The 21882-nt window shown below is 73.3% G+C and carries 18 protein-coding genes; 9 read left to right on the top strand and 9 right to left on the bottom strand.

What is annotated here, in order from left to right; genetic code table 11:
* Nucleotides 1-293: 293 nt before the first annotated feature.
* Complete coding sequence (locus D7223_RS08715; protein ID WP_120726845.1) at nt 294-575, top strand: adhesin; 282 nt, start codon at nt 294-296, stop codon at nt 573-575.
* 6 nt (nt 576-581) lie between these two features.
* Here the strand turns inward: D7223_RS08715 and D7223_RS08710 are convergent, their stop codons facing one another.
* Entirely contained in the window at nt 582-1685 is a 1104-nt protein-coding gene (locus D7223_RS08710; protein WP_186832269.1) for a beta family protein, read from the bottom strand.
* A 380-nt stretch (nt 1686-2065) separates the two neighbouring features.
* On the opposite strand from D7223_RS08710, the gene D7223_RS08705 reads away from it, so the two are divergent.
* Complete coding sequence (locus tag D7223_RS08705) at nt 2066-2458, top strand: cupin domain-containing protein (RefSeq protein ID WP_120727133.1); 393 nt, start codon at nt 2066-2068, stop codon at nt 2456-2458.
* Between the two features lie 107 nt (nt 2459-2565).
* A complete protein-coding gene (locus D7223_RS08700) occupies nt 2566-4362 on the top strand; it encodes a glycoside hydrolase family 15 protein (RefSeq protein WP_120726843.1) in 1797 nt (598 codons plus the stop codon).
* A gap of 4 nt (nt 4363-4366) precedes the next feature.
* Here D7223_RS08700 and D7223_RS08695 read toward each other — a convergent pair whose 3' ends face one another.
* Nucleotides 4367-5560, bottom strand: a complete 1194-nt coding sequence (locus D7223_RS08695; RefSeq protein WP_120726841.1) for a threonine synthase — start codon at nt 5558-5560, stop codon at nt 4367-4369.
* A 36-nt stretch (nt 5561-5596) separates the two neighbouring features.
* A complete protein-coding gene (locus tag D7223_RS08690; RefSeq protein WP_120726839.1) occupies nt 5597-6640 on the bottom strand; it encodes a DNA polymerase ligase N-terminal domain-containing protein in 1044 nt (347 codons plus the stop codon).
* Nucleotides 6641-6689: 49 nt separating this feature from the next.
* Here D7223_RS08690 and D7223_RS08685 point away from each other — a divergent pair, with 49 nt between their 5' ends.
* The gene (locus D7223_RS08685; RefSeq protein ID WP_120726837.1) at nt 6690-7478 is read left to right on the top strand and encodes an aldo/keto reductase; all 789 of its coding nucleotides are present in this window, start codon (nt 6690-6692) and stop codon (nt 7476-7478) included.
* A 4-nt stretch (nt 7479-7482) separates the two neighbouring features.
* On the opposite strand, the gene D7223_RS08680 is transcribed toward D7223_RS08685, so the two are convergent.
* Nucleotides 7483-7998 (bottom strand): GNAT family N-acetyltransferase, encoded by a 516-nt coding sequence (locus tag D7223_RS08680; RefSeq protein ID WP_120726835.1) that lies wholly within the window; start codon nt 7996-7998, stop codon nt 7483-7485.
* A 289-nt stretch (nt 7999-8287) separates the two neighbouring features.
* Here D7223_RS08680 and D7223_RS32995 point away from each other — a divergent pair, with 289 nt between their 5' ends.
* Entirely contained in the window at nt 8288-8440 is a 153-nt protein-coding gene (locus D7223_RS32995; protein ID WP_186832267.1) for a hypothetical protein, read from the top strand.
* Entirely contained in the window at nt 8440-9405 is a 966-nt protein-coding gene (locus D7223_RS08670) for a golvesin C-terminal-like domain-containing protein (RefSeq protein WP_120726831.1), read from the top strand. The genes D7223_RS32995 and D7223_RS08670 overlap by 1 nt, the downstream gene beginning before the upstream one ends.
* A 54-nt stretch (nt 9406-9459) precedes the next feature.
* Here the strand turns inward: D7223_RS08670 and D7223_RS08665 are convergent, their stop codons facing one another.
* On the bottom strand, nt 9460-10602 hold the full coding sequence (locus D7223_RS08665; RefSeq protein WP_120726829.1) for a glycoside hydrolase family 12 protein: 1143 nt from the start codon (nt 10600-10602) through the stop codon (nt 9460-9462).
* 218 nt (nt 10603-10820) lie between these two features.
* On the opposite strand from D7223_RS08665, the gene D7223_RS08660 reads away from it, so the two are divergent.
* Together D7223_RS08660 and ctaD are read left to right on the top strand one after the other, a co-directional pair.
* A complete protein-coding gene (locus tag D7223_RS08660) occupies nt 10821-11927 on the top strand; it encodes an FAD-dependent monooxygenase (protein WP_120726827.1) in 1107 nt (368 codons plus the stop codon).
* Between the two features lie 194 nt (nt 11928-12121).
* Complete coding sequence (ctaD, locus tag D7223_RS08655) at nt 12122-13882, top strand: aa3-type cytochrome oxidase subunit I (RefSeq protein ID WP_120726825.1); 1761 nt, start codon at nt 12122-12124, stop codon at nt 13880-13882.
* Between the two features lie 314 nt (nt 13883-14196).
* On the opposite strand, the gene D7223_RS08650 is transcribed toward ctaD, so the two are convergent.
* The 4 genes from D7223_RS08650 to D7223_RS08635 all read right to left on the bottom strand — a co-directional run bounded on the left by D7223_RS08650 (nt 14197) and on the right by D7223_RS08635 (nt 20057).
* The gene (locus tag D7223_RS08650) at nt 14197-15408 is read right to left on the bottom strand and encodes an MFS transporter (RefSeq protein ID WP_120727131.1); all 1212 of its coding nucleotides are present in this window, start codon (nt 15406-15408) and stop codon (nt 14197-14199) included.
* A 71-nt stretch (nt 15409-15479) separates the two neighbouring features.
* Nucleotides 15480-16061, bottom strand: coding sequence for an isochorismatase family protein (locus D7223_RS08645; protein ID WP_120726823.1), 582 nt, complete (start codon nt 16059-16061; stop codon nt 15480-15482).
* A 14-nt stretch (nt 16062-16075) separates the two neighbouring features.
* The gene (locus D7223_RS08640) at nt 16076-17362 is read right to left on the bottom strand and encodes a nicotinate phosphoribosyltransferase (protein WP_120726821.1); all 1287 of its coding nucleotides are present in this window, start codon (nt 17360-17362) and stop codon (nt 16076-16078) included.
* Between the two features lie 16 nt (nt 17363-17378).
* The gene (locus tag D7223_RS08635) at nt 17379-20057 is read right to left on the bottom strand and encodes a LuxR C-terminal-related transcriptional regulator (RefSeq protein ID WP_120726819.1); all 2679 of its coding nucleotides are present in this window, start codon (nt 20055-20057) and stop codon (nt 17379-17381) included.
* A 198-nt stretch (nt 20058-20255) separates the two neighbouring features.
* On the opposite strand from D7223_RS08635, the gene D7223_RS08630 reads away from it, so the two are divergent.
* A complete protein-coding gene (locus D7223_RS08630; RefSeq protein ID WP_120726817.1) occupies nt 20256-21815 on the top strand; it encodes a P-loop NTPase family protein in 1560 nt (519 codons plus the stop codon).
* Nucleotides 21816-21882 lie beyond the last annotated feature (67 nt).

Here is a 21882-nt window from a genome sequence, read left to right as displayed (position 1 = left end):
CTCACCTGGGAAAACGCATCCTCCGCCCCGGGCCGTCTAGCACGCCCGCCGGGGCTCGCGCCGGCGTTTCGGTGAACCACCCTCGACCGGTGTCCGGCCCGGTCGTGAACAGACGGTGCTCTATTTGACGGATGCCGCCGCAGCGGGCAACGTGGGTCGGGACGGGGCCCGTTGTCGGCCCCTGCCTGCGGCGGCGGTGACCGCTCGCCCCTCCCATCGCCTCCGACGTGTGCTCGTCGGCGGGCCGCTCCCGGTCCGCGTCGCGAATCCCAGAATCCACGAGGAGTTCCACCATGCTCACCATGACCGACAACGCCGTGCTGGTCATCCGTGACCTCGCCACCCAGCAGGACGTCGCCGACGACGGCGGGGTGCGTATCGCCGCCGACGCCCAGGCCGGTTCGCTCACCGTCGAACTGGTCGCCGAGCCGGTCGAGGGCGATCACGTGGTCGACAACCAGGGCGCGCGGATCTTCCTCGACTCCGACGCCGCCGAGCTGCTCGGCGACGCCTCGGTGGACGCGTCCGTCGACGAGGAGGGTGTCATCCAGTTCGGCTTCACCGACAAGCAGTAGGGCCGGTCAACCCGCCCGTCGCGCCGCGCCGCCCCGGTGCGGCCGGCCGGGTCGCCCGCGCTGGGGGTGCGCCGGGTCGTCCCGCCAAGGGCCGGACCGGGCCGTGCCGCCCGGCTCCCGCAGGGCGTTCAGGACGTACGCCAGGTGGTGCGACGTGCTCCACGCGACCCAGTTGGCCGGGGACCCGGCACCGGCCGACCGCCGGGCCCGGCGGAGGATCTCGTGGTCACCCCAGGAGTAGCCCGCCCCGGTCGCCGGCCAGTGCGGCGCGGTGACCAAAGTGCGGCACAGGTCGGCGAACCGGTCGTCGCCCCGGCCGCCCCGACGGGACCAGCGGTACACCCACCAGGCCCCGTCGGCGGTGTAGCAGATGGTGGGCAGCCGCTCGGCCGGCTGGTCCCCACCGCGCACCGCCGGGCCGACGCCGTAGTCGCCGTAACCGACGCCCAGGTCGGCGAGGTCCCGCCAGAGCTGCCAGTCCCAGCGGTCGAGGCGTACCGGCTCGTCGGTGGGCAGGCGGGACAGCGTGGCGGGCATCCCGCCGGCCGCCACGCTGACCGAGCGCCACGCGTGCCGGCGGGCCCAGTCCAGCAGTCGTCGGACCCGGGGACCGGTGACCCGCACGTCGGCCGGGCAGCACACGTCGCCGGCGTCGACGAGCAGGTCGCACTGCTCGGGCAGCAGTCGGGTGAGCCGCCAGATCCGCTCCACGGCGGCGGTCGCGGCGTCCGGGCCGGACCGGTCCGCGGCGACCCGCAACCGGACCACCGCGCGGTGGGCGAGGGTCCGTGCCGCCGCACCGTGGGTGACCAGCCGACGGCTGCTCTCGCTGAGTCCGATCACCGGCACCAGCGGTACGCCCCAGCGGGTCAGTTCGGTCTCCGGCCCGTCCGGCAGGGCGGTGACGTCGACCGCCGGGACCAGGCCGTCGGGCAGTCGCCCGAGAATGTCGAGGACGTGCGAGTCCAGTATGGACAGGTTGATGACCGGGGCGAGCAGTGGCGCGACCGCGCCGTCGAGGTGGCTGAGCGCCTCCAGCTCACCCCGTCGGTTGGCGAGGATGGGGCGGTAGACCGGTTCCGCCACCCGGCCCTCGTGGGCGGGCGCCATACCTCAGCCTAGCGACGCTCCGCTGCCCGCGACCGGGACACCGTCGACACCGGTGGCTTCCGTCGCAGGTCAGCGGGTTTTCCGGGCGACCACTGTCCAAGATCGGACAGTTTCCCGGCCGGCCGGGCGGACGGCCGGGATCCGGACACGAGCGCACGGCGCCGCTCGACCGTGGGTCGGAACGTCGCCGCGCTCTGGCCGTCTCCCACCACCGCAGCCGTACGGCGGTACGCCGGCGGGGACCTGGCTCGACCGGGCGACTCCGCCCGGTCGACTTCTCGATCCCCCTTGCCGGGGGATCCAAACCCCGGGCCGGTGGAGAATTCCACCATCTGCGAGTCGCGGCGTGGCGGCGGTCGGCAGCGGGTATGAAGTGCGGCATGGAGCATTTCACGATCGCGACCGTCGCCGAGAAGAGCCCGGACTTCCGGCGGGTGCTGTGGACCGGTGAGCACACCCAGCTGGTGATCATGACCATCCCCCCGGGTGGTGAGATCGGTGAGGAGGTCCACGAGGACATCGACCAGATCCTCACCTTCGTCAGCGGCACCGGCGAAGCCCGGGTGGCCGGCGAGAAGCGCGAGGTCGTCCAGGGCGACCTGGTCGTGGTGCCGGCCGGCACCAAGCACAACTTCGTCAACACCGGCCCGAACCCGCTGGTCCTCTACACCGTCTACGGGCCGCCGGAGCACGCCGACCAGGCGGTGCACCGGACCAAGGAGGAGGCCGACGCGGCGGAGGCCGCGGGCGAGGACGAACCGCCCACCTCGTGAGCCGTCCGGCCGTCGGTCGGATGGGCGGGGCGGCACCCTGATCCGGGACGCGCCCCGCCCACCCGGCCGACCGGCCTGACCCGCGCGGAACCGGGTACCCGAAGCGGGTGGACCAGCCGGCGATCTCCGACTACGGATTCCTCTCCGACTGCCGGTCGGGGGCCCTGGTCGGTCGGGACGGCTCGATCGACTGGTGGTGCCCGGACCGGTTCGACGGCCGGGCCGTGTTCGGCCGGCTGCTCGACCCCGACGCCGGGCACTGGCGGCTGGTGCCGGCCGCGGCCGGTCACGCCGGGCACCGGGTGGAGCGGGCCTACCTGCCGGACACCCTGGTGCTGCGCACCGTGCACCACACCCCGGAGGGCAGCGTCGCGGTGACCGACGCGCTGGCCGCCGAGACCGGTGCCCGGGGGCACGAGCTGGGGATGAACTCCCCGGCGGTGCTGCTGCGTCGGGTGGAGGGGCTCACCGGCCGGGTCCGCATGACGCTGGACTTCGCCCCCCGGCCCGATCACGGCCTGCTCACCCCGTACCTGCACGAGCGGCCGGACGGGTCGGTGCTGGCCGCCGCCGGATCGGTGCTGCTGGAGCTACGGGCCGCCGGGGTGCCGCTGCGCGCCGGCCGAGACCGGGTCGAGGTGGAGTTCGACGTGGCCGCCGGGCAGACCGTCTACTTCTCCGTCGGGTACGGAGCCGCCTACGGCAACCCGCCGGTACGGCTGGACCCGGCCGCCGGGCTCGCCGAGACCGTGCAGGCGTGGCAGGCGTACCGGGAGACCCACGAGTACGACGGGCGCTACCCCGAGGTGGTGCGGCACAGCACGGTGGTGCTGACCGGCCTCACGTACGCCCGCAGCGGCGCGGTCGCCGCGGCGCTGACCACCTCGCTACCGGAGTGGATCGGCGGCGACCGGAACTACGACTACCGCTACTCCTGGCTGCGCGACTTCGCGATGACCATGCGGGCCCTCTGGGTGGCGGCCTGCCCGTCCGAGGCGTCCCGACTCTTCGCCTGGGCCGCCCGGTCCGTCGGGCGGGTCGGCGACGAGCCGGTGCCGGTGCTCTTCGGGCTGGAGGGCGAGCGGGACATCTCCGAGCACGAGTCCACCCACCTGCGCGGGTACGCCGGCAGTCGGCCCGTACGGGTCGGCAACGACGCCTGGCGCCAGCGTCAGCTCGATGTGCCCGGCGAGGTGATCTCGGCGGTGTGGCGGCTCCGCGACTATCTCGGCGACACCCTCGACGAGGAGCTGCGTGAGATGGTGGTCGGCCTCGCCGAGCAGGTCGCCGGCACCTGGCACCTACCGGACCGGGGCATGTGGGAGACCCGGGACACCGAGCGGCACTACCTGTCGTCGAAGGTGCTCTGCTGGGTGGCGCTGGACCGGGCGGTACGCCTCGCGCCCCGGCTCGCCGGCCGGGGCGACCCGGTCCGCTGGGCGGCGATCCGGGACGAGATCCGGGCAACCGTGTTGCGGGAGGGATGGAACGAGGAGGTGGGCGCGTACACCGGGGCGTTCGGGTCCACCGAGCTGGACGCCTCGGCGCTCTTCCTGCCCGTCGTGCACTTCCTGCCCGCGACGGATCCCCGGATGCGCGCCACCATCGCCGTGGTCGAGCGGGAACTGAGCGACGACACCGGACTGGTCCGCCGCTGGAACACCGACCCGGCGGGCTTCCTGCTCTGCTCGTTCTGGCTGGTGGAATGCCTGGTGATGGCGGGTGAACGGGAGCGTGCCGAGGCGCTCTTCGAGCGCGTGACCGGGTACGCCAACGATGTGGGCCTGCTCAGTGAGCAGATCGACCCGCGCACCGGGGCGCAGCTCGGCAACACTCCGCAGGCGCTGTCGCACATCGGTTTGATCAACGCCGCCTGGCGCCTCACCGACCCGACTACGGCGTAGACCGTCAGGCGGGCAGCACCGGCACGGCGCTCACGTCCACCGTCTCCGGATACTTCACCCCGGCGCCGGTGTTGAGCACCACCACCCGCTCGCCGGCCCGGATCCAGCCACCGGCCCGCAGGTGCCGGGCGGCGGTCAGGCAGGCGGCACCCTCCGGGCACAGCAGCAGCCCCTCCCGGGCGGCGAACGCGCGCAGGTCGGCGAGGATCTCCGCGTCGTCCACCGCGAGCGCGGTGCCGGCGGTGGCCCGCAACGCGTCCAGGATCAGTTCGTCGCCCAGCGGGGCGGGCACGGTGATGCCGTACGCCACCGTCCGGGCGTCGGCCCAGGGCTCGGCGCGGGGTTCACCGGCGGCGAACGCGCGGACGATCGGCGCGCAGCCGGTGGACTGCACCGCCACCAGCCGGGGCAGCCGGTCGGAGATCCAACCCAGCTCGCGCATCTCCTGGAGCGCCTTGTGGATGCCGATCAGGCCGACCCCGCCGCCGGTGGGATAGACGATCACGTCGGGCACCCGCCAGGCGAGTTGCTCGAGGATCTCGTACCCCATCGTCTTCTTGCCCTCCAGCCGGTAGGGCTCGCGCAGCGTGCCGGCGTCGAAGATGGTGCCGCCGGACTCGGCGATCAGCTTCTGCACGTGCCGGCCCGCGTCGCTGATCAACCCGTCGACCAGGCGCAGGTCGGCGCCGGCGGCCACGCACTCGCGCCGGCAGATGGTCGGCGCGTCCAGCGGCATCACCACGGTCGCGCCCAGGCCGGCCCGCGCGGCGTAGGTGGCCCAGGCCGCGCCGGCGTTCCCGTTGGTCGGCATGGCGATGCGTTCGATGCCCAGTTCCCGGGCCCGGCTGACCCCGACGGCCGCCCCACGCGCCTTGAACGACCCGGTCGGGGTGAGCCCCTCGTCCTTGACCAGGAGGTCGGAGATGCCGATCTCCGCCCCGTACGCGGGCGCGCGCAGCATCGGCGTCCAGCCCTCGCCCAGCGTGGCCACCGTGCCCGGATCGGCCACCGGCAGCAGCTCCCGGTAGCGCCACAGGTCGGCCGGCCGCAGCGGGAAGCGTTCCGGGGTGACCACCTTGGCCACCGCCGCCAGGTCGTACCGGGCCAGCAGCGGCGAGCCGCACCCGCAGAGGTTCTGCGGTCGGCCGGCGTCGTGCTGCCGGCGGCAGCGGGGGCACTCCAGGTGGGTCAGGTACACGGTGTCCTGCTCCTCGCCGTTGCTCGTCGTGTCCGGTCAACCGCCGTCGACGCTCTGCCACCGCCGGCTGCGCCGACCCGGCTCGTACGCCGAGTCCAGCCGCTTCGCCACGACGCCGGGCAGTCCCTGCTCGCGGGCGGTGCGCAGGGCCTCGGCGCCGGTGCCGGGGAACCACGGCGGAGTCTGCCAGTGCGGTCCGGCGAGCGCCAGACCGTCGAGCAGCTCCCGGCGTTGCGCGTACGGCAGGTCGACGCTGGTCACGCCCTCCAGCCAGAGCAGGTCGACGAGCAGGTACTGGGCGTCGGCGGCGGCCCGCCCGGCGCGCGCGCCCCGCACCCGCCCTCCCCGGTCGATGCGGACCAGGACGCCGTCCAGCACGGCCTCCGTCGGCGCGAGGGCCTCGGCCATGTCCCGCAACCAGGGGTACGCCCCGGTGATCTCCTCGTCGGTGTCCGAGAGCAGCCGCAGCCGTCCGCCGGAGACGTACGCGACCGCCCGCACGCCGTCCCAGCGCAGCTCGTACCCCCACCGGTCCTGGTCCTTCGGCAGTGCGGCGGCGGGAGTGGGGTGCATCGGCCGGACCAGCTCCGGCATGCTCGTCCAGCCCGGCGACGGCGGGTCGGTGCGCCGCACCAGCCAGTCCCGGCCGTCTCGACCCCCGGCGGCGAAGAGGACGTACCGGCCGGAGGTCCGTTCGCCGTCCAGCACGACGATCACCTCGTCGGCACGCCACTTCTCGCACCGGTAGGTGCCCCGGTCGTGCACGACCATCGTCCCGCCGCCGTACTCCCCGCGCGGGATCTCGCCGGCGAAGTCCAGGTATTCCATCGGATGGTCCTCGGTGTGCACGGCGAGGTGGTTACGGCCGGAGTCGCGGGGCAGGCCGCGCGGCACCGCCCAGGAGGCCAGCACGCCGTCGTGCTCCAGTCGCAGATCCCAGTGCAGGCTGCGGGCGTGGTGCTGCTGGATGACGAAGCGTCCGCCGGCCGCGCCGCCGCCCGCCGGGGCGCGCTCGGGCACCGGTTCCGGCGTACGGGCGGCGTCCCGCCTACGCCGGTACTCCTCCAACCGGTCAGCCACCCTCGCATTCTCCGGTGTGCCGGCGGCTATCACGGGTAGAACCGTCGTCATGGATCACGGAGACCAGCCCACCGTCCTGCTCCCCGGCGAGGTGCGGATGCCCCTGCTCGGCTTCGGCACCTGGCAGGCCACCGGCCAGGCCGGGTACGACGCCGTGCTGGCCGCGCTGGACGCCGGCTACCGGCACGTGGACACCGCCACCATGTACGGCAACGAGGAGGAGGTGGGTCGCGCGGTCGCGGAGAGCGGTCTGCGCCGGGAGGACGTCTTCCTCACCACCAAGCTGCCCCCGGACCGGGTGGGGCGGGAGCGGGAGACGATCGAGGCGAGCCTGCGCGCGCTCGGCGTGGACCAGGTGGACCTGTGGCTGGTGCACTGGCCGCCGTCGAACCCGGCGGACACCATCCCGGTCTGGCGGGAGATGCTCGCCGCCCGCGACGAGGGCCTGACCCGGGCGGTCGGGGTGAGCAACTTCAGCACCCCGCAGATCGACGAGCTGATCCAGGCCACCGAGGAGAACCCGGCGGTCAACCAGATTCGCTGGAGCCCGTCGCTGTACGACCGGCAGCGGCACCGGGAACACCGGGACCGGGGCGTCGTGCTGGAGGGCTACAGCCCGTTCAAGACCAGCGACCTGTCCGACCCGGTGCTGACCCGGATCGCCGCCGCGCACGGCGTGTCGCCCGCCCAGGTGGTGCTGCGCTGGCACGTCGACCACGAGACCGTGGTGATCCCGAAGAGCGTGACGCCGGAGCGGATCCGGGCGAACGCCGACATCTTCCAGTTCGCGCTCACCGCCGAGGAGATGCGCGACATCGACGCCCTCGGCGTGTCCTGACCGGTCAAGCGGGGCCGCCGGGCCGGTCGTGCACCCAGGGGAGCAGCGCGTACCGCCGTCCCTTGTCCTCGACGACCATCGCCTCGGCGTCGCCCGGCCGGTAGCCGGCGGAGCGGGCGACGCCGGTACTGGCGGCGTTGTCCGCCTCGATCCAGAGGTGCAGGCGCGGTCGGGCGAGCACCTCGTGGGCGTACGCGGTGAGCAGCCGCACGGCCCGGGCCGCGAGCCCGTGGCCCCGGTACGCCGGGCCCACCGCGTAGCCGATGGAGTCGTCGCGGAGGTTCACCATGATCTCACCGCGCGGCACGTCGTCCTCGGCGGCGGTGATCGCCAGGCAGAGCCGGTCGCCCGCCTTCCGCGCGCGGCGGACCATCTCCAGGTGGGCCCGTGCGGCTTGCGCGTCGAACGGCGCGGCGACGGGGGTACGGAACGCGATCTCCGGATCGTGGAAGAGGCGGACCATCTGCGGCAGGTCGTCCTCGGTCCACGGGCGCAGGGCGACGACGGTGTCCTCCAACATCCTGCACGCGCCTCCCCGGCAGCTTCTCGGCAGCTTCTCGGCCGGCGGTGAGTGACCGAGTGCCCGCGACCGTACCGCGACGGGCCCGGGTCGCGCCGCACTGACCGGCGGCGGGGTCGTCGGGTGGAAAGAGGTCGCCGGAGGGTTGCGTGACGCTCCGTTCGCACGGAGGGTGGGTGGTGGAAACCTTCGCCTTGGTCAATGGCGCCGAAGACTATCGACATAGATGAGCGTGAAGATGTACCGTCACCGCCATCTATCGATGCTCGTCGTCGTCCGGAGGACCGCCATGGCCCCTTCCCGCCCCGCTCGTCTGCGCCGCCGAGGTCTGCTCGGCGTACCGGCCCTGGTGGTCGCCGCGCTCACCGTCGTCGCCCGTCCCGCCCCGGCGAGCGCCGCACCGAAGGCCGAGTGCCTCGCCGACCTTCTCCAGGAGTCCTGATGGCCACCGTTCCCTGGCTGGTGGACGTGCTCCGCGGTGCGGGCGTCCAGGTGGTCGTCGAGGGTGACTGGCTCAACCGGATGCGCCCCGGCGACTTCAACCCCATCGGTGTGCTCTGGCACCACACCGCCGCCACCTCCAGTGCCAGTAACCCGCACCCGGCGTTGAACATCTGCATCAACGGACGGTCGGACCTGCCCGGCCCGCTCTGCCAGGCGCTGGTCGACTACCACGGCGTCTTCCACGTCATCTCCGCCGGCCGGTGCAACCACGCCGGCGCCAGCGGCGGCAGCGGGCCCATCCCGGCCGGCGACGGCAACACCCTGATGATCGGGTGGGAGATCGACTACAACGGGGTCAACCAGGAGATGACGGCGGCGCAGTACAGCGCGTCCGTCGCCGCCACCGCCGCCGTGCTCACCCGGCTGGGCCGGGACGCCAGCCACGCCCGGGGGCACCGGGAGACCAGCACCAGCGGGAAGATCGACCCGTCGTTCATCGACCTCAACACGATGCGCGCCGACGTCGCCGCGAAGATGGCCGGCGGCGGCACGGCCTGGACCCAGGTGGTGGACAACACCACCGCCGGCCGGTTCGCCGCCAGCGCCAACTGGGGCGTCTCGTCGTACTCCGGCCAGCGCTACGGCGGTGACTACCGGTACGCGAACCCGGTCGCCGCCAGCGACGCCGCCTGGTACCGGTTCAACGTCCCGGCGACGGCCAACTACCGGGTCGAGGCGTGGTGGCCGGCCAACTCCGGCTACAACAGTTCCACGCCGTACATCGTCGCCACCACCACCGGCAACCGCACGGTCTACGTCGACCAGCGGGCCAACGGGGGACAGTGGCGCAACCTCGGCACGTTCGCCCTCCCGGCCGGGGACGCGAACCGGGTCGCGGTCAGCCGGTGGAGTTCCGCCGCCGGCCTGGTCATCGCCGACGCGGTGCGCCTGACCCGGGTCTGACCGGGTGGTCCTGGCGCCGCCGGTGGTCGGCGGCGCCAGGACCGTGGTGTCGAATCAGGACCGCGAGCAGGCCACCCCGTTGAGGGTGAAGCTGGTCGGCGAGGAGTACGCCCCGCTCAGCGTCCCCTGGTAGCCGAAGCTCGCCGTGCCGCCGGGGCTGAGCGTGCCGTTCCAATTGATGTTGCGCGCCGTCACCGCCTGGCCGCTCTGGCTCACCGTGGCGTTCCAGGCGTTGGTGACCCGCTGTCCGGAGGGCAGGGAGTACGCCAGCGTCCAGCCGTTGATCGTGCTCGACGAGGTGTTGGTGATCTGCACGTCGGCGGTGAACCCGTTGTTCCAGGAGTTCGGCGTGTACTTCACCGCGCAGGCGCCGCCACCGGTCGGCGGGGGCGTGGTCGGCGGCGGGTTGCTCGGCGGCGGGGTGGTCGGGTTGCCGCCACCGCCGTTGACCGCGGCCGAGAAGTTGGTGACCGCCAGGCCGGTGCCGCCCTGCCAGGGCTCGAAGCCGGCCTGGATGCTGGTCAGGTACCAGCTGTTGGTGATCGCCCCGCGGTTGCGGGTGTCGTTGATGAACGCCAGCAGGTTGAGGTTGGCGCTGCTGATCGCCGACGGGGCCAGGTAGGAGATGACGTTGTTGGCGCCGTTGCTGCCGCGCCACACCTCCCAGCTGCGGCCGTCGATGGTGGCGGTGCCGACCGGGGAGCCGATGGGCTGGATCGGGCCCTGCCGGTTGAGCCAGATCATGATCTCCATCTGGTTCACCCCGTCCCGCTTCGGCGACGGGTCGAGCCAGATGTCGTACGAGGCGTTGTAGGTGGCGCCGCTGACGTACCGGTAGTTGATGCTGCTGGTCGCGCTGCTGATCTGGCTGACCTGGATCGGCAGGTTGGTGCCCGGCGAGCAGTTGGTGTAGTGGCAACCGAGGAAGATCGACGGGTACGCGGTGGGCGCGCCGTTGGTGGGGCTGCTGCCGTTCTGGGTGGTGATCTCGAAGCCGGTGTCGGTCACGTTGATGCACTGCTGGGCGGTGGTGCCCCAGCGGTTGTTCTGCACCACGTAGCGGCCCTGGATGACCGTGGAGCCGTACTGCTCGCAGATCTGGGTGTCGGCGGACGCGGTGCCGCCGAGGGCGACCGCGACGATCGAGCCGGCGGCCAGCAGCCCGGCTGCGGCGATGGCCCGGAGTGTGCGTCTCATGATGCTCCTTGACCTGGCGGGGGTGTGGGGGCGCGGGGTGATCCGGGACGGGAGCGCTCCCACGTGCTACCCACACATTCACATGTTTGAAATCCTTGCGCAAACGGAACGGTGGAGTTGCCTCGCACCGTGCCCGATCGGCCCTGGTGTGCGTCGATTGCGGCGAGTAGTGTCTTGCCTCCAACGCGTGCCGAACCCCTCCGGAGGCGTACACCACCATGGGTGGCTCCCCCCTGCGCATCCTCGTCGTCGGCGCGGGCATCGCCGGCCTGGCCGTGGCCCGGGCCCTGCGCCTGGCGGGCTTCCGGCCCGACGTCACCGAGAAGGCGCCCCCCGGCGAGCTGTCCGACACCGGCCTGTACCTACCGGGCAACGCCGCCCGCGCACTACGCCGGCTGGACCTGGACGGCCCGGTCCGCCCGCTCGGCGAGATCATCCGCCGGCAACGGTTCCTCGACGCCACCGGCGCGCCACTCTGCGAGGTCGACCTGGAGTCGCTCTGGGCGGGGGTGGGGGAGTGCCGGGCGCTACTGCGGGCCGAGCTGCACCGCGTCCTGCTCACCGGGGCCGGCGGTGCGGTCCGGCACGGCGCCGAGGTCCGCACCATCGACCTGCTACCGGGCGCCGTCGGCGTCACGTTCGTCGACGGCACCGCCACCGAGTACGACCTGGTCGTCGGCGCGGACGGGCCACGCTCCTCGGTGCGCGGCCTGGCCGCCCTCGGCGGTCCGTCGCGCCCCACCGGACAGATCGTCTATCGCAGCGTGGTCCGCGAGGGACCGCGCGTCGCGGAGTGGACCGCCCTGCTCGGCCAGCGTGCCGGCTTCCTCGTGGTGCCCGTCGGAGCGGGCCGGCTGCACTGCTACGCCGACGAGACCGGCACCGCCCCGCCCGACGACCCCGTCGCCCGGCTGCGGGAGCTGTTCGGCGACTACGGCGGGCCGGTGCCGGAGGTGCTGGACGCGCTGGAGCAGGTCCACGTGGGGGCCACCGACGAGGTCGAGCTGGGACGCTGGCACCGCGGACGGGTCCTGCTCGTCGGCGACGCCGCGCACGCCACCGCGCCGACCCTGTCCCAGGGAGCGGCGATGGCGCTGGAGGACGCCGTCGTGCTCGCCGAGTCGCTCAAGGCGGCCGGCAGCGTCGACGCGGCGCTGACCGCGTACGAGAGTCGCCGCCGCCCGCGTACCCGATGGGTGCGGGACCGGACCCGCGACCGCAACCGCACCCGCGACGTGCCGCCGGCGCTGCGCGACCCGCTGCTGCGCGGGCGCGGCGGCCGGATCTTCGGCGAGCACTACCGGCTGCTGCTCGGGCCGCTCTGACCCCCGGTCCGCGGACTCGGGGTTCCCGGCGCGACCCGACCCGGGCGGCGACGCCCGGCCTGGCCGAGTGGCGCAGGTTACCCGGACACCCCACGCGGCGGGGCCACCTGCCGGGGACTATCCTCCTTGCGGATGACGGCTCGCCGAAAAACTTGCGCGCGCCGAGCGGGACAACCCAGAACCGGAGGCCACTCGTGACCACCGTCGCACCCAAGCCGGTCGTGACCCGGCCCTGGCCGGTCCGAGCGCCGGTCAAGGGGTCGGCCCTCGCGCGGCTGCTGCGGACCACGGACGCGAAGCAGATCGGGATCATGTACATGGTCACCGCGTTCGCGTTCTTCATGATCGGTGGCCTGATGGCCCTGGTCATGCGGGCCGAGCTGGCCCGACCCGGGCTGCAGTTCCTGTCGCCCGAGCAGTACAACCAGCTGTTCACCATGCACGGCACGATCATGCTGCTGTTCTTCGCGACGCCGATCGTGTTCGCCTTCGCCAACTACGTCGTGCCGCTCCAGATCGGCGCGCCGGACGTGTCGTTCCCGCGACTGAACAGCTTCGCCTACTGGCTGTACCTGTTCGGCGGCACGATGGCCACCCTCGGCTTCATCACCCCCGGCGGCGCGGCCGACTTCGGCTGGTTCGCTTACGCCCCGCTGAGCAGCGTGGAACACTCCCCGGGCGTCGGCGCCAACATGTGGGTCGTCGGCCTGGCCATCTCCGGTCTGGGCACCATCCTCGGCGCGGTCAACATGATCACCACGATCCTGACCCTGCGCGCGCCGGGCATGACCATGTTCCGGATGCCGATCTTCACCTGGAACATCCTGGTCACCAGCCTCCTGGTGATCCTGGTCTTCCCGCTGCTGGCCGCCGCGCTCTTCGCGCTCGCCTCCGACCGCATCCTCGGCTCGCACGTGTACGACCCGGCGACCGGCGGGCCGATGCTCTGGCAGCACCTGTTCTGGTTCTTCGGGCACCCCGAGGTCTACATCGTCGCGCTGCCGTTCTTCGGCATCATCAGCGAGATCATCCCGGTGTTCTCCCGTAAGCCGATCTTCGGCTACAAGGGCCTGGTCTTCGCGACCATCGCCATCGCCGCGCTGTCGATGAGCGTGTGGGCGCACCACATGTTCGCCACCGGCCAGGTGCTGCTGCCGTTCTTCAGCTTCCTGAGCTTCCTGATCGCGGTACCGACCGGTATGAAGTTCTTCAACTGGATCGGCACCATGTGGCGCGGCCAGATCAGCTTCGAGTCGCCGATGCTCTGGTCGATCGGCTTCCTGGTGACGTTCCTCTTCGGCGGCCTGACCGGCGTCCTGCTGGCCAGTCCTCCGCTGGACTTCCACGTCTCCGACTCGTACTTCGTGGTGGCCCACTTCCACTACGTGCTCTTCGGCACGATCGTGTTCGCGGTGTTCGCCGGCATCTACTTCTGGTTCCCGAAGATGTTCGGCCGGATGCTCGACGAGCGGCTGGGCAAGATTCACTTCTGGCTCACCATGATCGGCTTCCACACCACGTTCCTGGTGCAGCACTGGCTGGGCAGTGAGGGCATGCCCCGTCGGTACGCCGACTACCTGCCCAGCGACGGCTTCACCACGCTGAACATGATCTCCACGGTCGGCGCGTTCATCACCGGTATCTCGACCCTGCCGTTCCTCTACAACTGCTGGAAGTCGTACAAGGCCGGCCCGGTCGTCGAGGTCGAGGACCCGTGGGGCCACGGCAACTCGCTGGAGTGGGCGACCAGTTCGCCGCCGCCGCTGCGGAACTTCGACCGGATGCCGCGGATCCGCTCCGAGCGACCGGCCTTCGACTACAAGTTCCCCGAGCTGGCCGCCGGTGGCCAGTCGCTCGCCGGTCCGCCGGAGGGTGGCTCCAAGCCGCTGACCAGCGAGTCCGACGGTGGTGCCAGCTACCAGGAGGACACCGAAAGCGACATCGACCGCCGCTGACGCTCCCGCACCACGTACGACGGGCGCCGCTCCCCTCCGGGGCGCGGCGCCCGTCGCCGTCTCTCCTCCCCGGGGCCCGAGCCCGCGGTCTGTCCGGCGGCGGCGTGCCGCCGCTGCCGGCGGCATGAGATCCGAATGCGATATGTCTGTGCGACATCTCTATTTCACACAGACATGAGGCGCTGGGAACTCGCACGCGTCGGACCGGGTGGGAACGGCGAGTCCCGGCCCCAGACCGGTGACCTCGGCCGGCAGCTCCGCCGCCCGGACCGGCCCGCGCTGATCCGGCGGCCCGGAGCAGGCGATCAGTCCGGTCAGTGGGTGGCGGCGAACTCCGGGGCCTCCGAGGCCGCCGTCGGCGGTTCGACCCGCCGACGGCGGAGCTCCGTGGGGAGGACGGCGAGCGCGATGGCCAGGCCGACGGCACCGGGCACCACGAACCCCCAGAGCGGTGCGGTCCGGTCGATGACCGCCCCGGCCAGGGGCGCGCCGACGGCGATGCCCACGGTGACCGCCGAGCCGTGCATGCCCATCGCCTCGCCGCGAACTCCGGCGGGGGCGAGCCGGCTGACCGCGTCCGAGGTGGCCGCGATGGTGGGCGCGCAGAGGGCGCCGGCCGGGATGAGGGCGAGGCAGAGCAGCCACCAGTGCGACCCGCCCAGCCCGACGGGCACGGTGCACAGGGCCAGCGCGCCCATCAGGACCACCGGTGAGAACGGACGGCGGACCGCCCCGTACGCGAAGCCGCCGACCAGTGACGCGACCGCCCAGACGGCGAGCACCACTCCGGTCCAGCCCATGTCACCGTTCTCCCGCAGCGCGGCGATGACCGCGACGTCGGTGCCGCCGAGTACCAGGGTGGCGGCGGCACTGACCGCGAACACGGCGACGATCCGCGAGGTGAGCCACTGTCGCCGGGCGATCCGGGGCTGCGGGCCGGTGCCCTCGCCGGCCGCCCGTACCGGCGGGTCGAGCAGCCAGAGGATGACCCCGGCGGCGACGATGCCGGCGCCGACCAGGTAGAGGGTGGTGCGGGCGGAGATCATGGCCACGCTGACCGTGGCGAGGGCGGGACCGACCATGAACGACAGCTCGACCGACATCGAGTCCAGCGCGTACGCGGGGCGTCGCTGGTGCGCCGGGACGAGCGCGGCGACGGACTGGCGGATCACCGAGAAGATCGGCAGGGCCAGCGATCCGGCGAGAAAGGCGGCCGGCAGCAGCAGCGGGTACGACAGCAGGGGCGCGGTGGACCAGAAGACGGCCTCCGCGACGGCGGTGAGTACGAGGACGGGCCGCAGACCTCGCCGGTCCACCAGCCGGCCGAGCAGCGGCCCACCGATGGCCGCGCCCACGGTGATCGCCGCGCCGACGAGTCCCGCGGCGCCGTAGCCGCGCCCGAGGTCCTCGACGACGTAGAACGTCAGCGTCACCCCGGTCGCGGTGAGCGGGATGCGGGCGAGCACCGCCACCAGCAGCAGCGAGCGCAGGCCGGGCAGGGCGAGCGCCTCCCGGTAAGGCTTCATGTTCACGTCGGTCCGTACCTCCAATCGACATCCTCGACCGGGGGTACGACCGTCGCCAACGATTTACCGGCTCATGCGGCCCTGATCACAGGCTCCCCGTGGGTGGTGATCCCGGCGCCGTCGAACGCCCGGAGCGCGACGTCGGTGGTGGCCGGCGCCACACCGGCGGTCAGGTCCAGCAGGACGGTGGTGGCGAAGCCCTCCCGGGCGGCGTCCAGCGCGGTGGCGCGTACGCAGTGGTCCGTCGCGATACCGACGACGTCGACCCGGTCCACGCCGTGCCGTCGCAGCCAGTCGGCCAGGCACTCGCCGTCGTCGGCGTGGCCCTCGAAGCCGGAGTACGCGGCGGCGTGCTCACCCTTGTGGAAGATCGCCTCGACCCGGTCGGTGGCCAGGTCGGGGTGGAACTCCGAGCCGGGGGTGCCGACCACGCAGTGCCGGGGCCAGGAGTCGACGAAGTCCGGCGGGTCGCCGAAGTGGGCGCCGGGGTCGACGTGGTAGTCCTTCGTCGCCACCACGTGGTCCCAGCGGTCCGGCTCGGCGGCGAGCAGCCGGGTGATGCCCGCCGCGACGCCGGCCCCGCCGCCGACGGCCAGCGAACCGCCCTCGCAGAAGTCGTTCTGCACGTCCACGATGATCAGCGCATTGCTCACGGGTGCGTCCCTTCCTACTCGGCCGGTACGACGGTGACCGGGATGGCCGGGTCGCCGGCGGAGAGCTTCAGCCCCTCCCAGGGGATGGAGATCAGGCACTGCCGCAGGTGGTCCCGCGACTCGTCCAGCGTCGGCGGCGCGACCGTCTCGCCCCCGACCACGTACGACCGTTGCAGCAGCCGGTCGTGCGGCCGGTGGTCCGGCACGCCCTGCGAGACGACGATCTCCTCGATCGCGGTGCCGGTGGGCTTGTGCCGGCGTACCGCGACCTTCCGGCCGCCGATGGTGGCCTTGTGCTCGGAGCGCTTGACCACCGCCCGCCCCTCGACCTCGACCAGTTTGTAGACCAGCCCGGCGGTCGGCGCGCCGGAGCCGGTGACCACCGAGGTGCCCGCGCCGTACATGTCGACCGGCTCGGCGGCGAGCGACGCGATCGCGTACTCGTCCAGGTCACCCGAGACGATGATCTTCGTCTCGGTGGCACCGAGGGAGTCGAGCAGTTCGCGGGACTGCTGCGCGATCACGGCCAGGTCGCCGGAGTCGATCCGGACCGCGCGCAGGTCGGTGCCGGCCACCGAGATGGCGTTGCGGATGCCCTGGCTGATGTCGTACGTGTCGACCAGCAGCGTGGTGTCCTTGCCCAGCGTGGCGACCTGCGAGGCGAACGCCGCCCGCTCGTCGTCGTGCAGCAGGGTGAACGCGTGCGCCGCGGTGCCCGCCGTGGGGATTCCGTACCGCTGGCCGGCCGCCAGGTTGGAGGTGAACCGGAACCCGGCAAGGTACGCCGCGCGGGCGGCGGCCACCGCGGCCTCCTCGTGGGCGCGCCGCGAACCCATCTCGATCAGGGTCCGTCCCCGGGCGGCGGTGACCATCCGGGCGGCGGCCGCGGCCACCGCGCAGTCGTGGTTAAGCACCGAGAGCACCAGCGTCTCCAGCACCACGCACTCGGCGAAGCCCCCGGACACGGTGAGGATGGGCGAGCCGGGGAAGAACAGGTCGCCCTCGGCGTAACCGTCCACGTCGCCGGTGAAGCGGTAGTCGGCCAGCCAGGCGGCGACCCGCTCGTCGACGACGCCGGTCCGGCGCAGGAAGTCGATCTCCTCCGGCATGAAGCGGAAGTCACGGATCAGCTCGATCAGCCGGCCGGTCCCGGCGACCACCCCGTAGCGCCGCCCGGCCGGCAGCCGGCGGGTGAACACCTCGAAGACGCAACGGCGGTCGGCCGTGCCGTCCCGCAGGGCGGCGCTGATCATCGTCAGCTCGTAGTGGTCGGTCAGCAGCGCGGGGCGAAGGGTGCTCACGTCCCCAGCCTAGAGTTCAGTCCACCGGTCCGCCGTCGTGGCCCGGTATCGCGCGCAGCGCCGCGCGCAGTTCGGTGCGCCCGGTCACCCCGAGCTTGCCGTAGATGCGCTGGAGGTGGTTCTCCACCGTGCGGGCCGACAGGTAGAGGCGTTCGGCGATGACCCGGCTTGTCTCGCCGTCCGCGGCCAGCCGGGCGATCTGCCACTCCCGGTCGGTGAGGGTGGGCGCGCCGGCCCGCAGCGCCGGGGTGCGGACCACATCGCAGCGGCCGAGCAGCCCGGCCAACCGCTCCCGCGCCACCCCGACCAGCGGGGACCGCTGCGTGCGAAGTCGGTGCAGCGCGGCGGCGGTCGCCTCGGCCGCCCAGACCACCAGGTCCAGGCCGGCGAGGTCGTCGGCGACCGCGAGCAGTTCCACGGTGTCGCCGGCCGCCACCGCACGGCCCTGTCGGGCCAGCAGCGGCACCAACGTGCCGTCGACGCGTTCGGAGAGTTCGGTCAGCCGCTGCGCGACGGTGCGCCGGCTGCCGTCGGAGCAGGTCGGGCCGACCGGGGTGGTGGCCCCCTCCAGCCGGACCAGGTCGTGCAGCACGTGTGCCTCGTGTCCGGCGAAGCCGTCCGCGCGCAGCCGGTCGGCCAGCTCGGCGAGGTGCCGGGTCGCGCCGGGCAGGTCGCCGGCGGCGGCCAGCGCCGCACCCCGTGCCTGCTCCAGCCACGGATAGAGCACCGCCATCCCCGGTGCGTGGGTGCGGTCCGCCTCCGCCATCGCCTCCGCCGCCTGCGCCGCGTCACCGCGCAGCGCCGCCGCCTGGGCCCGTTCGGCCTGGGCGAGGCCCGCGTAGACCCGGCTGGTCGCCAGCACCGCGCAGGCGCCGAGGCTGGTCCGCAGCGCCGCGTCGCTCTGCCCCCGCAGCCGCGCCGCGTACGCCTGGAGGATGGCCAGATAGCCGGTGCCGAGCCGGAAGTCGCCGGCGCCGGCGAGGTCGGCGAACTCGTCGGCCGCGATGGCGTCGATGCCGGCCAGGTCGCCGCCGATCGTCAGCCGGGTGCCGCGGGCCAGTTCCAGGGCCAGTTGCAGGTACGGCATGTCGGTACGCCAGCGCGCCGCCTCCGACTGGGTCAGCTCGATGGCCGTGGCGCTACGCCGCAACTGCCCCTGCGCGGCCTGGAGGTGCGCGATCGTGCACCGGGCCAGCTCGCGGGCCGCCACGCTGGCCGCCGGCCGGTCCAGCACCGTGCGGCTCAGCCGCAGGGCCAGCCCGAGGTCCAGCCGGTGCAGCCGCATGATCGCCTCGAAGGCGAGCACCCGGGCCTGGTCGGCGGAGTCGGTCAGCCCGGCGCCGCGGGTCGCGATCTCCTCCACGGTGGACTCCCGGCTGAGCCCCCAGTAGCTGACCATCCCGCGTACCGTCAGCCAACGGCTACGCCGCCGGTCGTCGCGTACGTCGCCGGCGACCGCGTCGAGCACGCCGATCGCCTCCTCCGGCTGGTCGGCGAACATCAGGATGGTGGCCAGCAGCTCCGCGGCGGCGAAGGCACCGCCGGCGTGCAGCGCCGCGCGGGCCAGCCGGGTCGCCAGGGGGACGTCGTAGCGGGTGAACGCCTGAACCGCGGCGTCGAGCAGCATGGCGCCGTCCTGTGCGGTACCCGAGTCGAGCCGCCACACGGCCACCCGCAGCAGGTCGTCCCGGCGCCGGCTGCCGACCTCCTGCAACAGCGCGGCGAGGCGGGCCTGCAGCCGCCGGGTACGGCTGACCGGGCAGTTGCGGCGCATGACCTCGCCGTACAGCGGATGGGCCAGCCGCACGTCGAGCCGCCGGTCGTCGCGGACCACGGTGATCAGGCCCCGCTCCTCGGCGGTCTCGACGTCGTCCGGCTCGACGGCCTTGGCGAGCAGTTGCAGGCCGAGCGGCTCACCGAACGCGACCAGCTCGACCACCGCCCGGACGCCGGGGGTGAGCTGGCCGATCCGGGTGTCGATCAGCTCGGTCAGGCTGGGTGCCAGTTCCAGCCGTCCGTTCCACTTCCACACCCCGTACGTGCTGGTCAGCTCGCCGCTGCCGGCAGCGGCGTGGACCAGTTCGCGCAGCAGCAGCGGGTTGCCCCCGGACAGCCGCCCCAGCCGGTCGGCCGACCCCGCGTCGACCGGCCCGTTCAGGACGGCCGCGAGCAGCCCGGCGGTGTCGGCCGGGCACATCGGGCTCAGCTCCGCGTGGTCCACCAGCCCGTCGGTCCACAGTGCCCGGATCGGCAGCGGCAGCTGCTCGCCGTCGCGCAGGGTGCCGATGACCGTGGAGTTATCCGCCCGCGCGATCAGGTGCACGAACGCGGCCGACGGCGGGTCCAGCAGGTGCGCGTCGTCGATGGCGAGGACGATGCGCCGGCCGGCCGCCTGGTGCTGGACCACGTCGACCGCCCAGCGCAGGATCCCGGCGGGCGACAGGCCGGGCGGCTGGTCCGCCGGGAGCAGCTGGACCAGCCCGCCGAAGGGCAGCGCGGCCGTGGTGGCACTCGCCGCGACCAGCGACACCGCGTACGTCTCCCGGGGCAGGGCGGCGACCACCTCGCGCAGCAGCCGGCTCTTGCCGATGCCGGCGATGCCCGAGAAGAAGAGTCCGCGGCCCTGCGCGCCCGTCGCCGCCGACAGCAGACGGTTCAACTCGTCCGCGCGGCCGACGAACTTCCACCGACTCATCGGCGCAGCATATCGACGGAATTCCGTACGCGCTCCCACCGTCACGCTGTGAAGTTGAGTAACGTGACAGTTACCGGTGAGTACCCGGCGTGTTCGGCCGAGGGGCCGGCGCGACCGTACTCTTCCGGAATCCGGTGCCCGCACCGGATTCTCCACTCGACCGGTTGCCGCCGGTCGTCTCGTACGGGAGGTCACCTGATGAAGCCGGGTCCTCTCCCTGAGGTGGACATGCCGCACGACGCGTCCGGCGCCGACGACGCGGCCCGGTGTCGACCGCTGCCCGCCCGGATCGGGGTCACCCGGTGCGGCCCGGGTGAACCGCTGGCCGTGATCGCCGCCGGTCCGGCCGGCGCCGGCCGGACCGCCCTGCTCGCCGATCTGCTCCTGCTGGATCCGGCGGTGCTCGCCGTGCCCGCCGGCAGTTGGCTGTCGCTGCACCACGGCAGGACGCCCAGCCGGTCGGCGTACGTGCCGGGCTACCGCCAGCCGCACTCGTACGGCACCGACCGCCTCGCCGCCGGTCCCGCCCTGGCCCGTCCGCCCCGCCGGGTCGAGCTGACCGTGTCGGAACCGCTGCTGCGCCACTTCACCCTGGTCGACACGCCGGACACGGTCGCGCTCGGGGTGGCCGGCGGGCAGGTGCTGCTCGACGCGGCGGGCCGGGCCGGCGCGGTGCTGTTCGTGATCGCCGCCAACCAGGTGTTCGCCGCCGCCGACCTGCACCTGCTCGCCGAGTTGGCCGGTTCGTCGGTGCGGGTCTTCTTCGCGGTGACGCCCGGCCCGGAAGGGTGGGCGGCGGCGTCCGACGGCACGTCGGCGACCAGGGACGACGGGGCGTCCGCGCCGCCGGTCGACCCGCCGTCCGGCGATCCGGCCGATCCGGCCGACCCGGTGGCGGTCACCGTCGAGGCGCATCGGGCCGCCCTGCTGTCGGCCGTTCCCGGGCTGGCCGGGGCCCGCTGGTTCCCGGTCCGCGCCGGGGACCCGGCCGACCTGCGTCGGGCCCTGGTCGGCTGGGCCGCCGACGAGGGTCTGCGCCGGGCCAGCGCCGAGCCGCCGGTGCTGCCCGGCTCGCACGGCCGGGTACCGGTGATCCCCGAGCCGGGCAGCTGGTCGGACCGGCTGGACCGGCAGTCCCGCTCCTGCGCCCAGCGGATCCGCCAGCACCTCGCGCTCGAGGTCGCCAACATCCACCTCCGGGTGGTGCAGGAGATCGTCTTCGGGGTCGGCTGCGCCGGCCTGCCGCAGCTGCTCGACCGGGAGACCGAGGCGTTGTCGCTGTTGGCCACCGCGCAGTGCGACCACGCTGTCCGGGGCATCGTCGCCGACGCTGCCGGTGCCGTCTTCGGCACGCCGCTGCCCGAGGGTGTCCGCCGCCGGCTCTCCGCCGCCGTGCGGTGGGCGCTGGTCGACCACCGGGTCGGCGAGGACCTGGACCGGGTGCTCCTCGTCACCAGCACCGGCGGAGTGGCCGGCCTGACCGGCGCGGGCGCGGTGGACGCGATCACGGCCTACCCGGGAGCGCCCCGCGACGAGGTCCTGCCGCCGATGGCGGTGGCCCTGTCCGGCGGCTGCTGGCAGCACTGGCGCAGCCCCGGCAACGCCGACGCCAACGCCGCCCGGGCGTGGTCCCAGCGGGCACTGCGCGAGGTCGAGCTGGAGTTGACCCGGGAGGTCTCCCGCCGGTTCGAGGTCGTCCGCCTCGCGTTGGACGCGGTGCTCTCGGACGCTGTCGAACACGGCATCCTCCTTGCCTGAGGACACCACTGGGATGCCGGACTTCGGGGGCGATCCGGGCAGGCCCGGCGTTCCGGTTCCTCGCTTC

Source organism: Micromonospora endolithica (assembly GCF_003626595.1).
Taxonomy (GTDB): domain Bacteria; phylum Actinomycetota; class Actinomycetes; order Mycobacteriales; family Micromonosporaceae; genus Micromonospora; species Micromonospora endolithica.
Note: the sequence above shows the minus strand (reverse complement) of the source record. Positions and strands in the feature narration are given on the sequence as shown.

Coding starts and splice junctions, on each gene's coding strand:
- D7223_RS08715 (WP_120726845.1), top strand. CDS start 294: ATGCTCACCATGACCGACAACGCCGTGCTGGTCATCCGTGACCTCGCC.
- D7223_RS08710 (WP_186832269.1), bottom strand. CDS start 1,685: ATGGCGCCCGCCCACGAGGGCCGGGTGGCGGAACCGGTCTACCGCCCC.
- D7223_RS08705 (WP_120727133.1), top strand. CDS start 2,066: ATGGAGCATTTCACGATCGCGACCGTCGCCGAGAAGAGCCCGGACTTC.
- D7223_RS08685 (WP_120726837.1), top strand. CDS start 6,690: ATGGATCACGGAGACCAGCCCACCGTCCTGCTCCCCGGCGAGGTGCGG.
- D7223_RS08680 (WP_120726835.1), bottom strand. CDS start 7,998: ATGTTGGAGGACACCGTCGTCGCCCTGCGCCCGTGGACCGAGGACGAC.
- D7223_RS32995 (WP_186832267.1), top strand. CDS start 8,288: ATGGCCCCTTCCCGCCCCGCTCGTCTGCGCCGCCGAGGTCTGCTCGGC.
- D7223_RS08670 (WP_120726831.1), top strand. CDS start 8,440: ATGGCCACCGTTCCCTGGCTGGTGGACGTGCTCCGCGGTGCGGGCGTC.
- D7223_RS08665 (WP_120726829.1), bottom strand. CDS start 10,602: ATGAGACGCACACTCCGGGCCATCGCCGCAGCCGGGCTGCTGGCCGCC.
- D7223_RS08660 (WP_120726827.1), top strand. CDS start 10,821: ATGGGTGGCTCCCCCCTGCGCATCCTCGTCGTCGGCGCGGGCATCGCC.
- D7223_RS08650 (WP_120727131.1), bottom strand. CDS start 15,408: ATGAAGCCTTACCGGGAGGCGCTCGCCCTGCCCGGCCTGCGCTCGCTG.
- D7223_RS08635 (WP_120726819.1), bottom strand. CDS start 20,057: ATGAGTCGGTGGAAGTTCGTCGGCCGCGCGGACGAGTTGAACCGTCTG.
- D7223_RS08630 (WP_120726817.1), top strand. CDS start 20,256: ATGAAGCCGGGTCCTCTCCCTGAGGTGGACATGCCGCACGACGCGTCC.